7 protein-coding genes and 8 pseudogenes are annotated in these 12,770 nt (G+C 69.0%); 6 read left to right on the top strand and 9 right to left on the bottom strand.

What is annotated here, in order from left to right; translation table 11 throughout:
- Nucleotides 1-62: 62 nt before the first annotated feature.
- From FQ389_RS10850 to FQ389_RS10840, 3 genes and pseudogenes are all read left to right on the top strand, one after another.
- A pseudogene (locus FQ389_RS10850) lies at nt 63-1,230 on the top strand (NAD(P)/FAD-dependent oxidoreductase).
- Between the two features lie 32 nt (nt 1,231-1,262).
- Nucleotides 1,263-2,102 (top strand): annotated as a pseudogene (locus tag FQ389_RS10845) (sigma factor-like helix-turn-helix DNA-binding protein).
- Between the two features lie 52 nt (nt 2,103-2,154).
- Nucleotides 2,155-3,507 (top strand): aminodeoxychorismate synthase component I, encoded by a 1,353-nt coding sequence (locus FQ389_RS10840; protein WP_144207510.1) that lies wholly within the window; start codon nt 2,155-2,157, stop codon nt 3,505-3,507.
- Here the strand turns inward: FQ389_RS10840 and rsmI are convergent.
- Nucleotides 3,416-4,252 (bottom strand): 16S rRNA (cytidine(1402)-2'-O)-methyltransferase, encoded by an 837-nt coding sequence (gene rsmI, locus FQ389_RS10835; RefSeq protein ID WP_144207507.1) that lies wholly within the window; start codon nt 4,250-4,252, stop codon nt 3,416-3,418. The genes FQ389_RS10840 and rsmI overlap by 92 nt on opposite strands.
- A 24-nt stretch (nt 4,253-4,276) precedes the next feature.
- Here rsmI and FQ389_RS10830 point away from each other — a divergent pair, with 24 nt between their 5' ends.
- Nucleotides 4,277-5,848, top strand: coding sequence for a dolichyl-phosphate-mannose--protein mannosyltransferase (locus FQ389_RS10830; RefSeq protein WP_144207504.1), 1,572 nt, complete (start codon nt 4,277-4,279; stop codon nt 5,846-5,848).
- A 94-nt stretch (nt 5,849-5,942) separates the two neighbouring features.
- Here FQ389_RS10830 and FQ389_RS10825 read toward each other — a convergent pair.
- Nucleotides 5,943-7,145, bottom strand: a pseudogene (locus tag FQ389_RS10825) (arginine deiminase); the annotation flags it as partial.
- 92 nt (nt 7,146-7,237) lie between these two features.
- Here FQ389_RS10825 and FQ389_RS10820 point away from each other — a divergent pair.
- Nucleotides 7,238-7,831, top strand: a pseudogene (locus FQ389_RS10820) (alpha-ketoglutarate-dependent dioxygenase AlkB).
- Between the two features lie 5 nt (nt 7,832-7,836).
- On the opposite strand, the gene FQ389_RS10815 reads toward FQ389_RS10820, so the two are convergent.
- The 4 genes from FQ389_RS10815 to FQ389_RS19865 form a co-directional block, all read right to left on the bottom strand.
- A complete protein-coding gene (locus FQ389_RS10815; RefSeq protein WP_144207501.1) occupies nt 7,837-8,493 on the bottom strand; it encodes a DUF5642 family protein in 657 nt (218 codons plus the stop codon).
- Between the two features lie 28 nt (nt 8,494-8,521).
- Nucleotides 8,522-9,193 carry a DUF5642 family protein gene (locus FQ389_RS10810; RefSeq protein WP_144207498.1) on the bottom strand — a complete coding sequence of 224 codons (672 nt, stop codon included), beginning with the start codon at nt 9,191-9,193 and terminating at the stop codon, nt 8,522-8,524.
- A gap of 26 nt (nt 9,194-9,219) precedes the next feature.
- The gene (locus tag FQ389_RS10805; protein WP_144207495.1) at nt 9,220-10,212 is read right to left on the bottom strand and encodes a GNAT family N-acetyltransferase; all 993 of its coding nucleotides are present in this window, start codon (nt 10,210-10,212) and stop codon (nt 9,220-9,222) included.
- A gap of 117 nt (nt 10,213-10,329) precedes the next feature.
- Nucleotides 10,330-10,650: a hypothetical protein gene (locus FQ389_RS19865; RefSeq protein ID WP_260860681.1), complete on the bottom strand. Its 321-nt coding sequence runs from the start codon at nt 10,648-10,650 to the stop codon at nt 10,330-10,332.
- Here FQ389_RS19865 and FQ389_RS22415 point away from each other — a divergent pair.
- Nucleotides 10,553-10,795 (top strand): annotated as a pseudogene (locus FQ389_RS22415) (WecB/TagA/CpsF family glycosyltransferase); the annotation flags it as partial. The gene FQ389_RS19865 and the pseudogene FQ389_RS22415 overlap by 98 nt on opposite strands.
- Before the next feature lie 101 nt (nt 10,796-10,896).
- Here FQ389_RS22415 and FQ389_RS19860 read toward each other — a convergent pair.
- The 3 pseudogenes from FQ389_RS19860 to FQ389_RS10790 form a co-directional block, all read right to left on the bottom strand.
- Nucleotides 10,897-11,052: pseudogene (locus FQ389_RS19860) on the bottom strand (histidinol phosphate phosphatase); the annotation flags it as partial.
- 13 nt (nt 11,053-11,065) lie between these two features.
- A pseudogene (locus FQ389_RS10795) lies at nt 11,066-11,673 on the bottom strand (D-sedoheptulose-7-phosphate isomerase); the annotation flags it as partial.
- Nucleotides 11,661-12,671: pseudogene (locus FQ389_RS10790) on the bottom strand (GHMP family kinase ATP-binding protein). The pseudogenes FQ389_RS10795 and FQ389_RS10790, both read right to left, overlap by 13 nt.
- Between the last annotated feature and the right edge of the window lie 99 nt (nt 12,672-12,770).

Genomic DNA, 12,770 nt, shown 5'->3' with positions numbered 1-12,770 from the left:
TCACGCCTGGCCGTTCTCCGGTGTCTCAAGGGCACACGTCCTATGAGAAGATAGAGACAGTAATGACTGAAAACACCCGCGTCGTCGTTGTCGGCGGTGGATATGCCGGTGCGTTGGCGGCCAATCGGCTGCGCCAGCGAACCGACATCGACACGCTGGTCAATCCGCGTCCGGTCTTCGTCGAACGGATTCGCCTACACTAGCTGGTCGCTGACACCGGCGCCGCGACCGCCGACTACGGCACGCTGCTGGGCCAGGGCATCCAGCTTGTCGTCGACGCGGTCGAGCGAATCGACGCCGGCGCGCGTCGCTTGGCGCTGACGTCCGGCGCCGAACCGGACTACGACTACCTGATCTACGCCGTCGGCAGCACCGGCGCGGTGCCGTCGACGGTGGTCGCGGCCGAATTCGCCCACTCGATCTGCGATCTGGAGAGCGCGCAGCGACTGCGTTACGCGCTCGCCGACCTGCCGCTGGGCGCCCCGGTCACCGTCGTCTGCGGCGGGCTGACGGGCATCGAAACGGTGTCCGAGCTCGCCGAGCAGGGCCGCCCGATGACGCTGGTGTGCGGCGGGCCCGCTGGGAACGTCGCTGAGCAGGCGAGGGCGGCGGTCGGTGCACAAGCAGCTGCGCGCCCGCGGTGTCGTCGTGCTGGAATCCGTCGCCGCCGAGGTGCGGTGGAACACCGTGGTGCTCAGCGACGGCGCGGTGCTGCCCAGCATGGCGACGGTGTGGACGGCCGGATTCACCGTGCCGGACCTGGCCGCCCGCAGCGGGCTGCGCACCGACGAGATGAGCCGCCTGCTCGCCGACGAGACGCTGACCAGCGTCGACGACGACCGCATCGTCGCCGCGGGTGACGCCGCCGCGCCGTCGGGCCAGCCGTGCGGATGAGCTGCCAGGCCGGCGGGCCGTTGGGCGCCCAGGCGGCCAACACCGTGCTTGCCCGGATCTCCGGCGTAACCTCCGCGCCGCTCAACCAGGCGTTCGTCGGGCAGTGCATCAGCATCGGCCGCACCGGAAGCACCCACCCTGCAGTTCGCGCGCACCGACGACACCCCGGTGGACCTGGCCCTCGGCGGCCGCACCACCGCGGCCATCAAGGAGCGCATCTGCCGGAGCGCGCTGTGGAGCATTCGGCGCGAGGCGGCCAAGCCCGGCTCGTACTTCTGGCTCAAAAGCGGCGCGCGGCCCACGCGGCCGGCCGAGCGTCAGGTCGCGATCCCATGATCGCGATCGGTTAACATGCGAAACGGTTCACGCTGCTGCGCCCGTTGCTGTTCACCATCGCCTACGAGATCCTCGACTCGGCCACCGAGTCCGACGACGTGCTGCAGGACAGTTATCTGCGGTGGTCGGACGTCGACCTGTCGAAGGTGCACGACACCAAGTCGTATATGGCCCAGCTGGTGACCCGGCAGGCGCTCAACGCGTTGCGGGCCGGTATCCGCCGCCGCGAGGGGTACGTCGGGCCCTGGCTGCCCGAGCCGCTGCTGCTCGACGACCAGGATCCGTCGTCGGATGTTGTTCTGGCGGAATCGGTTTCGATGGCCATGCTGGTGCTGCTAGAAACGCTGAGCCCCGACGAGCGGGCGGTGTTCGTGCTGCGCGAGGTGTTCGGATTCGACTACACCGAGATCACCGACGCGGTGGGTAAACCGGGGCCGACGGTGCGCCAAGTCGCCCATCACGCCCGCGAACACGTGCGGGCGCGGCGCAAACGGTTCGACAACGTGGACCCGCAGCTCACCGCGCAGTTCCTGGCCACCGCGGCAAGCGGCTATGTGGAGGCGCTGATGTCGATGCTGGTGCCGGACGCCACCTAGATGGCCGAAAACGGCGGCAAGGTGTCGGCCGCGCGGCCGGCCCGTCGTCGGCGCCGACAAGGTCGGCCAGGGCGATCACCGGGCTGTTCCGGAAAGCGCCGGAGGGTATGCACGTGGAGGTGGTGAACTGCAACAACGCTCCCTCGGTGTTGCTGTACCTGCAGGGACAGCTCGAGGGTGTGATCACGATCGCGATCATCGAGGACTTCTAGGTGATGCGCAACCCGGACAAGCTGGCCGCGTTGGCGGACGGCCCGCGACATCAGCCGCGGCTGAGCCCGCGCGGGCCGTGAGGTGCGAGAGCGCACCGTTCTGTCAAGCTAGGTCGGTGCGGATCGAGCAGCTCGGCGGCCTCGGCGAGGCGCACCGCGTGCTGCGCGCGATCGGTAATGCCACCGCCCGGATCGGCCTGCCGCCGCCCGCGGCGCTGACCGGCGAATGGTTCGGCGCGCTGGCGGTGATCGCGCCGAGCGTGGCGGTGCGGCCGGTGGCGGTCGCGGACGCGTTCGCCGTTGCGTTGGACACCCCGCACCGGGAGCGCGCCGCGGTGGGCGGCGGCTGGGTGGGCTACGTGTCCTACCCGGACGCCGGTGCCGACGGACAGCCGCACCGGATCCCCGAGGCTGCCGGCGGCTGGACCGACTGCGCGCTGCGCCGCGATCGGGACGGCCGGTGGTGGTACGAGAGCCTGTCCGGGGCGCCGATGCCCGAGTGGCTGACGGCCGCGCTTGCCGCGACCCCCGGGCCGCCGCTCGACTTCCACATCGCGTGGGGCGCGGCCGACCGGGCGACTCACCGCGACGGCGTGCTCTCGTGCCTGGAAGCCATACGCGCGGGCGAAGTTTACCAGGCCTGCGTGTGCACCCGGTTCACCGGAGCGGTCAGCGGGGCCCCTCTGGACTTCTTCGTCGATGGCATCGCGCGCACCTCGCCGGCCCGCGCCGCCTATGTCGCCGGCCCCGACGGCGCGGTCGCGTCGCTGTCACCCGAGCTGTTTCTGCGCCGCCGCGGCGTGCTGGTGACGTCCAGTCCGATCAAAGGGACGCTGCCGTTGGACGCGTGGCCGTCGGCGCTGCGCGCCTCTCCCAAGGAAGTGGCCGAGAACATCATGATCGTGGACCTGGTGCGTAACGACCTGGGCCGGGTCGCGGTCACCGGATCGGTCAAAGTGCCTGAACTACTGGCGGTCCGGCGGGCGCCGGGCGTGTGGCATCTGGTGTCGACGGTTTCGGCGCAGGTGCCGGTGGAGTTGCCCACCTCGGCGCTGCTGGACGCCGCCTTCCCGCCGGCCTCGGTCACCGGCACACCCAAACACCGTGCCCGCCAACTGATTTCGATGTGGGAGCAGCACCATCGCGGGATCTACTGCGGCACAGTCGGTTTGGCGTCTCCGGTCGCGGGGTGCGAGCTGAACGTCGCGATCCGGACGGTGGAGTTCGACGCCGCTGGCGGCGCCGTGCTGGGGGTGGGCGGCGGGATCACCGCCAATTCCGATCCTGACGCCGAATGGCAGGAGTGTCTGCACAAGGCCGCTCCGGTGGTCAAATCGCCGCGCACCGCGGCCGCGGCCGACGTGGGTCAGTGCCCGGTTAGCCCTCGCGCTGGCCGAGCACCGCGTCGTACAGGTCGCGCGACCGCACCGCGGGGTGCGCCGCAGCCACCTGGGTGCAGGCGTCCTTGATCCGGACCCCCGCCGCGACGAGTTCCTGCACCTGCGCGACCAGCGACCCCACGTCGGCGCCCGGGCGGGCGCCGGCCAGCACCACGGTGATCTCGCCCAACACGCCGTCGGCCGCCCAGGCGGCCAACTCCGCGAGCGAACCGCGCACCACTTCCTCATGCACCCTGGTGAGCTCCCGGCAGACCGCCGCGGCCCGGTCGCCGCCGAGCTGGTCGACGGCGTCGTCCAGACACACCGCTAGCCGACGCGGCGACTCGAAGAACACGCAGGTGCGCCATTCGTCGGCCAGCGAGGCCAGCCACGTCTTGCGCGCCGCGCTCTTGCGCGGGGCGAAGCCCTCGAAGCAGAACTTCTCCGACGGCAGACCGGACACGGCCAGCGCGGTGGTCACCGCCGACGGTCCGGGCAAGCACGTCACCGGCACCCCGGTTTCGATGCACGCCGCGACCAACCGGTAGCCGGGATCGCTGATTAGCGGCATCCCGGCGTCGCTGACCACCAGCACCGTCGCGCCGCCCTTGAGGGCCGCGATCAAAGACTCCACTCGTGCCGCCTCGACCTGGTCGAACATGCTGACCACCCGGCCGATGATCGTCACCTGCAGCGATTTGGCCAGCGTGCGCACCCGGCGGGTGTCCTCGGCCGCCACCACGTCGGCCTCGCCGAGCGCCCTGATCAGCCGCGGCGAGGCATCCGACGGCTGGCCCAGCGGCGTCGCACCGAGCAACAGGCGGCCGTAAGACATGACGGACAGCCTACGATCGACGTGATGTCTGCCCCGCCCAGCGAAGCCGCCGTGCAGGTGGAGGATGCCGTCGCGGAGCGTGCCGTCCCCATGGTCAGCCCGGGCCCGCTGGTCCCGGTGGCGGATTTCGGGCCCCTGGATCACGCCCGCGGCTGGGTGGTCACCGGCGTCATCACGGTGCTCGCGGCGGTGACGCGCTTCATCAATTTGGGATCGCCAACCGATGCGGGCACCCCGATCTTCGACGAGAAGCATTACGCGCCGCAGGCGTGGCAGGTGCTCAACAGCCATGGGGTCGAGGACAACCCGGGTTTCGGGTTGGTGGTCCATCCGCCGGTCGGCAAGCAACTGATCGCCATCGGCGAGGCGATCTTCGGCTACGGCGGGGTGGGCTGGCGTTTCACCGGCGCGCTGCTGGGCGTCCTGATGGTGATGCTGGTGATGCGGATCGTGCGCCGCATCAGCCGTTCGACGCTGGTGGGCGCGATCGCCGGGGTGCTGTGCATCTGCGACGGCGTCAGCTTTGTCACCGCCCGCACCGCGCTGCTCGACGGCATCCTCACCTTCTTTGTGGTGGCGGCGTTCGGTGCGTTGATCGTCGACCGCGACGAGGTGCGGCGCCGCATGCACGTCGCGCTGCTGGAGGGCCGCAGCGGCGAAACCGTGTGGGGCCCGCGGCTGGGCGTGCGGTGGTGGCGCTTCTTGGCCGGGGTGCTCCTCGGATTGGCTTGCGGGACAAAGTGGTCCGGCCTGTATTTTGTGGTGTTCTTCGGCGTGATGTCGCTGGCGTTCGACGTCGCGGCACGCCGGCAGTACCAGATGAGCAGGCCGTGGCTGGGGACGCTGCGGCGCGATCTGGCCCCGACCGCCTACGCGCTGGGGATGATCCCGATCGCGGTGTACCTGGCCAGCTATGCGCCGTGGTTCGCGTCCGAGACCGCGATCGAACGGCACGAGGTGGGCCAGACGATCGGCCCGTCATCCGTGTGGCCGGTGCCCGATGCGCTGCGCTCGTTGTGGCACTACAGCGCCAAGGCCCTGGAGTTTCATGCCGGCCTGACCAATGCCGCCGGCAACTACCACCCGTGGGAATCCAAGCCGTGGAGCTGGCCGATGTCGTTGCGGCCGGTGCTGTATGCCATCGACCAGCAGAACGTCGGCGGGTGCGGCGCGCAGTCCTGCGTCAAGGCCGTGCTGCTGGTTGGCACGCCCGCGATGTGGTGGCTGGCGGTGCCGGTGCTGCTGTACGCCCTGTGGCGATCGGCGATCCGGCGGGACTGGCGCTACGCCGTGGTGCTGGTCGGCTACTGCGCGGGGTGGCTGCCGTGGTTCGCCGACATCGACCGGCAGATGTACTTCTTTTACGCGGCGACCATGGCGCCGTTCCTGGTGATGGCCATCGCGCTAATTTGCGGCGACATTCTGTACCGGCCGCACAATCAAACGGCGGAGCGCCGGACGCTGGGGCTGATCGCCGTCAGCTGCTATGTGGCGCTGGTGGTGACGAACTTCGCCTGGCTGTTCCCGATCCTCACCGGTCTGCCGATTTCGCAGCAGACCTGGGACATGGAGATCTGGCTACCCAGCTGGCGTTAGATTCTTTCCCGCGGGACTGCAACCAGCGACGGACGGTACTCGGGAAACGTGTTGCCAGTTGCAGTTTCGCGACGAGCGACACGGCACAGAGCTGCAGCAAGTTGCGGGCGACCGGGCAGAACATGCACCGCGGGCCACAGCGGCCGGTGTCCAATTCGGACCCCGCGATGGTCAACACCTCGATGCCGGAGTCGCGCAGCCGCGCGTTGGTCTGCACGTTGCGCTCGTAGGCCACCACGACGCCGGGCGCCAACGCCAGCGTGTTTGTTGCCGTCGTCCCACTGCTCACGTTCGGCGACAAGAGGACCCAGCCCGGTGTCAATGACCCGCAGCTTGTCGATGCCCATCGCCTTGGCCGCTGCCTCCAATAACGGCGCCTCGTCGCTGATGTTCACCCCGTCGGGCACCCGCTGGATGGTGAACGCCGACAGGTGGTCAACAACGTTCGCGTACATCACCACGGTGTCGACCGTCGTGCACACCGTGTCCAGGTGCATCTGGGCACGCCGCTGCGCGATCGGCACGGCCAGCACCGTGTGCGCCAGATCATCGTCAAAGAGGCTGCGCGCCAACGCTTCCGCCCCGGCTGGCGTGGTTCGCTCCCCCACGCCGACCGCGATCACGCCGGGGCGAGCAGCAGCACGTCGCCGCCCTCGACGGGAGCGGTGCGCGATTCGTAGGACCGCCGCACCCCGGTGAAACACGGGTGATGGGCGTAGATCAGGTCGGTCAGCGGCGCCTCGCGAACCCGGGCCCGCAGCGCCAGCGACGGGATCACCACCCGCGGCACGATCCAGATCGACGAGTCGCGGGTGAACACCAGGTTCGGCAACGGCTCGATGGCGAAGTCCACGCCGTGATGCATGCGCACCAGCGACACGTCGGTGTGGGTGTCGGGCAGCAGCTCGTTGAACGTCATGCCGGGCCATCAGCACGTGCGCCAGCTTAGCCGGTTCTAGGCCGCACAGGTATGCCGAAAGGCTTTGCGCCAGCGGCACTCCGAGCCGGCGTGCGTCGACGGCGGCGGCCACGCCCTGCATCCGGTCCGCACCGCTGTGCTGCAGCGCCTCGGTCAGCAGGTCGGACAGCAGCAGCACCTCGACGCCGCGCCAGCGCAGCAGGCCGGAGAACTGGTCGTACTCCTCCTGGACGCGGGCCACCCCAGGGCAATCCGTCGAAGAGCAGTTGGTCGCTGTTGCGCGGATTGAGTCGGCGCAGCTCGGCGTCGGGCCGGTGCAGGATCGCGACCCCGAAGTGCGCCCACCTCGGAATTGGTACTCAATTGAGTGACACCCACCTTAAACCGTAGCCGCGCGGATCGCGGCCGTCGCGTCACCCGCGAGGCGGCCTGGCGGCCGGGCGAGTCCCGGCTAATCGAACTAATGTACGATAAACTTTGCCGCGTGGGGACCCAGATCGCAGGGGTATAGGGCTCGCTGCCAGCTCGGGGATGGTGCCTTCATCGAGCTCCGCGCCTGCTGGCTTGGTGACGACCCGCGCGGCGCGCAGCAGCTGTTCGACGCGCTGCTGACCATCCCGTGGCGCGCCGAGCGCCGCCAGATGTACGAGCGGGTGGTCGACGTCCCGCGGCTGGTCTGCTTTACGACCTGACCGTCGAGGAGGCCCCCATCCGCTGCTGGCGCGGATGCGGCGGCGACTCAACGACATCTATGCCGGTGAGCTCGGTGAAACGTTCACCACGATCGGGTTGTGTTGCTATTGCGACGGCTCCGACAGCGTCGCGTGGCACGGGGACACCATCGGCCGCAGCAGCTCCGAAGACACCATGGTGGCGATCGTCAGCCTGGGCGCCACCCGGATGTTCGCGATGCACCCGCGCGCAGGCGGTCCGTCGCTGCGGCTACCGCAGGCGCACGGCGATCTGTTGGATGGGGCGGATCCTGGGAGCATGCCGTCCCGAAGACGCGCTCGCCGAAGGGCCCGCGGGTCAGCATCCAGTTCCGGACGCGCGACGTGCGCTGAACGGGTCAGGCGCGAATCGCCGCGACCCCTTTGACCAGCAGGTCGCGGGCGCGCTGGGTGTCGACCTTGGAGACGGGCTGGTCGGGCAGGACGAGCGGATTGGCGATCACGATCACTTGGTAGTCGCCGAACTGCGCCGAGTAGTCGTAGAGCTCGCCGGTGCGGGTGCCGCCGGCCAGTACCGCATGCAGCACGTGGTGCACACCGAGGGTGCGGGTGCCGTCGATCTGCGGCACGTCGATGGATTCCAGGCCGCCGCGCACGCCGGTCCCCGCGAACGCGACCTTGGTGCAGTCCTTGCCGGGATCGCTGGCCGGCAGCGGTTTGTTGGTTTCCACCGCGATCACCACGTAGCGGTTTCCGTTGCCCTCGGCGGACACCGCGGCCATGTTGCCCTGCACGTCGGGCGGCATGTCCGGGCCGGACGCCAGCTTCGCGCAGTCGGCCGGATCGAACTTCAGGCCCTCGGGCAGCTTCCGGGCGGACAGCAGCTTGGGGTCGATCGCCCGCTCCGAGACGTCGGTGACCTTGAATTCGGGCCCGAAGCTCGACTTCACCTGAACGATTTTGGCGATGTTGGCGCTCGGCGCGACGTTGTCATGCTTCGATGAGCAACCGGCGAGCAGGCACACCGTTGCGAGCACGCGGACCAGCCTGGACACCGTGGCTAATCTACCCAACCCGCGATGTTCAGCCGCGCAACGTGGACACCGTTTTGACCAGCAAGTCGGCGGCGAATTGCGGTGGCAAAGCGGGCAACGCGGAGCCGGGATCGGTGGTCAGCGTCGTGAACGCGTAATAGCCGCCCAGGTAGGCGATGAATGTGTATGCCCGCGAGTCGATTTCGGTGCCCGATTCGACGGCGGATTTGATGTCGACGGCTATCCCGATCGTGTCGACGCCGTCGATGTGCGGCGGGTCGGTGAGCCGGGCGTGGGCGGTGGTGTGGTTGGCGGTCATGGTCCACTCGGCGCAGGCGTCGATAACGGCCGGGTCCGGTCCGGCGTCGGGCATAGTCACCACGACGACGTTGATAATGCCGCCCTGGCCGGACGCGGACAGTCCCTGCGCGGTTTGGTCGCGCCCCGGGCCGGGGTCGGCCAGCGCGGCGCACTTGGCGGGCCTGGATCTCGCGTCCGGATCCAGACCCCAGATCAGCCGCGGCGAGGCTGCGCTCGGGATGGCGCTGGTGACTTCGTAATTGGGCGGCAGGTCGCGGGCGACTCGCTTGATGTTGGCGGGGTTGACGGTGGTTGCGCGCGCCGGTGGCGACGACGGCGCGGCCGACGGTGGGTGGGACGACGGGTGGCCGCACTCAGCGGTCAACATCGCGAGTGCCAGGCCAATCCGGATGGGGAGCATGGCCGTTGATAGCACGAGACGGCGGGTCAGCCGAGTGCCTCGATGACCTGGCGAGCGACGCGTCGGATCTCGTCGGCCAGCTCTCGTTTGATGTGCAGGTCGCGCCCGAGCGGCACATCGATGACCGTGGTGATGACGCTGATGTCTTCGCGTTGCCACATCGCGCTGTACCGGTCCATGATGGTGCGCATCGGCAGGTTGTCGGAAAGCATTCGCGCGGTGAATCTTTCGACTCCGTCGACCTCGGCGGCGATCGACAGCGCACCGATCAGGAAGCTGCCGATGCCGCGGCCCTGATAGGCGTCGGCAACGATGAACGCGATCTCGGCGACGGTCGGATCGGTTTCGTCGCGGACGAACCGCGCGTCGGCCACCGGGTCGCTGCCGTCGGTGACGACCCAGACGAAGTGGTCGACGTAGTCCACCTCGAACAGGTAGTGCAGCAAGGCCGGGGACGGCAGCCGGGCGGTCATGAAGCGCCGATACAGCGTCTCGCTGGAGAATCGGATGTGCCCGTGCACGGTGCGCTGGTCGTCACCGGGCAGTACCGGACGCAGCAGCAGGCGGGTGCCGTCGCGCACCTCGATCGGCAGCGGCGTGACGAACTCCGCGACACGCTGGCGGACCGTCCGCAGCAAGCGTTGCATGATGCCCGGGATGTGCACCAGCCGGGTGAAGGCGTCGTTGTCGCCGACCCACCCGGTCAGGGGTTCGGCCGTGGTGACGGTCGCGATGCGACGGCTTTCGCGCAGCAGGGCGATCTCGCCGATGATCGTGCCGGCGGCCGCCTCGCCGACCGACACCGTCCCGTCGACGCCGACGTGTCTGATCTCGGCGGTGCCCGAGGAGATGAGCAGAAACGAGACGGCCTGCTCACCCTGTTGCATCAGAACCTGGCCCGGCGCGGCCCGTAGCGGTTGCAGGCATGCCGCCAATGGCTCCAAGTCATCGATGGAGCATCCTTCGAAGATGTCCATCGCGGCGAGTTCTTCTGCCCAGGCACCGATCAGTTCGGCCACGGCGGCCCATCTTGCGGTCCGATGGGCTCAGGTTATGGCGTTTGTGACCGGCGCAGCAACAACCCGTCCGCCCGCTTTCGCGGGTTCCGTGGAACTTTGCCGGCTATCCAGTGAGAATCACAGGTCATGCGGCCAACCAAGATCCAGGTGGGTGAGCTGCGGTTTGACGCCCTGACGCAACGCGAGGTCGTCGATATGGTGCGCAAGGCATGGGCCCGACGGCCGGGGAGGCGCGATCATCCCAGTGAACATCGACGTGGCCCGCGCGGCCAGCTGCGACACCGCCCTCACCGACCTGATCGCGCGGGATTCGCTGGTGGTCGCCGACGGTATACCGCTGGTGTGGGCGGCGCGGCTGCAGGGCGCGAAGCTGCCGGAGCGGGTGGACGGCTCGTCGCTGATCGGCCCGCTCAGCGCGGCAGCGGCGGCGGACGGCAAGTCGGTCTACATCCTCGGCGGCGCCGAAGGCATTCCGCAGCGGGCGGCCGCGGAGCTCACCGCGCAGTTCCCGACGCCGCGCATCGCCGACACACAATCGCCGGTGTTCAGGTTCGACGCGACGGCCGACGGCACGCAGGCGGCGGTCGCCGCCTGGGTGGCCGCCGTGCCCGATCTGGTGTTCGTCGGCCTGGGTTTCCCGGCAGGAGCGGCTCATCGAACAACTGCGCGGGCACCTGCCCGACGCCTGGTTTTGGCCGCATTCAGTGCGGCCAGCGCCCGCGCCGCGCCGGGCAACAGCACCAGCTCCGCCGGCGACCGGATACATTGGCCGTCGGCGACCTTGGCGTTGAGGGTGCCGTCGCGGTCCAGGAACACGGTCGCGACGTTGCGCAATCGCATCGTCAGGACGGTCTGGAAACAGTGCGGATTCGACCATTTCGCAAATCGTGTGGCCCAGATGCAGGCAGGCCTCCTGGATCCGGCCGGTGTCCTGGGGCTGGGCACCCGGATGCAGATCTGCGCGACGTCGGCACCTTGCCGCCGCGGGCGCCGGTCAGCGTCACGGTCGTCATTCCGGCATGGCCGGCCGCTTCGAGCGCGCGCACGACGTTGGCGGAGTTGCCCGACGTGGTCAGGCCCGACCAACCACCACGTCGCCGGCCCGGCCGCGAGCGCCTGGCGGGCGAAGACCTCGTCGTAGGAGTAGTCGTTGCCGATCGCTGTGATCGCCGCGGTGGCATCGGGCAGGCTGATCGCGGCCAGGCCCGGGCGGTCGAACGCGAAGCGGCCCATCAGCTCGGTGGCCAAATGCCCGGCCTCCTGGGCCGATCCGCCGTTGCCGAAGAAGATCACCTTGCCACCGGCGCGCAGGGCGCTGATGATCACCCGTGCCACTTCGACGGTCTGCCGGGCAAATTCTCCGGACTGCATCTGCTGCTTGACCGCGATCGTTTCGGCCAGTCCTTCCTGAACGGTTTCCACGCTCGGCGCGACGACATCCGACAGTCTCATGCCAGCCATGTGGTCAATCCCTTGCTCTCGAAAGCGAATTCGGTCGCCGAGGCCCCGGCGCCCTCGAGCGCTTCGATGACGCGGTGCTTCTTGGTGAAGTCGCAGAACAGCAGTATGTAACCGCCGCCGCCGGTGAGCCTGCCGTCCAACGCGCCGGTGCTCAGCGCCAGATCGTAGAGCTCGTCGATGCGCGGGTTGGTGATGTAGGGCGACATGCGTTTCTTCTGGCTCCACGCCTCGCCGAGCAGCGCGCCGAAGTCGTTGAGCTCGCCGGTCAGCAGCGCGGCCTTCATGGCCACCGCGAGTTCCTTCTGGGCGCGCAGCTCGGAGAGGGTGCCGTCGGAACCCGTTGTGGCGCGGCGGGTTTAGTCCTCGATGACTCGCGCGGAGTCGCGGATGATGCCCGTGTAGCACAGCAGCAGACTGAGCTCGAGCTCGAAGACCGTCTCGTCGCGGATGCGCAGCGGGTTGACGATCACGCGGTCGGAGAACTCGATGAAGTTGAAGCCGCCGAACGTGGCGGCGTACATGTCCTGCAAGCCACCGGCGATGCCGAGGTCGTCGCGTTCGATGACGCAGGCGAGCCGGGCGTTCTCGTACTCGCCCATCGGGGTGCGGTAGTGCTCGGCGAGCAGCCCGGCGAGCGCGACCATCATCGTCGACGATGAGCCCAGCCCGGAGCCGGGCGGCGCACTCGACCGCAGCACCAGGTCGTAGCCGTCGGTATCGTCGCGGCCGAATCGCCGTACGGCGGCCTTGATCAGGTCGAGGCTGCTGTCGTAGAGGATCTCGCTATCCAGCGTCATCTCGTGGGTGGTCTTGAAGTCGACGGACTCGATCGTGACCTTGCGGTCGGTGCGCGAGGACAGCGAGCCGTAGGCGAAGCGGTCGATGGTCGCACGACAACACGCAGCCGCCTTCGAGGGCGGGGAACGGCGGGGCGTCGGTGCAGCCCCGGCAAAGAAAATCCGCAGCGGCGCCCGGGCGCGGATTCGGGGGCGGGTCATGCGGGGACTCTTTCGACGCGAGCGCTGCGCTGGGCGCCGGACCGAACGGGGATCCAGGACAGTTGGGGGGGGTTAGAACCAACGGGGGGCGGGGGGGGG

The organism is Mycobacterium tilburgii (genome assembly GCF_902168065.1).
GTDB classification, from domain to species: Bacteria; Actinomycetota; Actinomycetes; order Mycobacteriales; family Mycobacteriaceae; genus Mycobacterium; species Mycobacterium tilburgii.
This window is presented reverse-complemented; position numbering and strand designations above follow the sequence as displayed.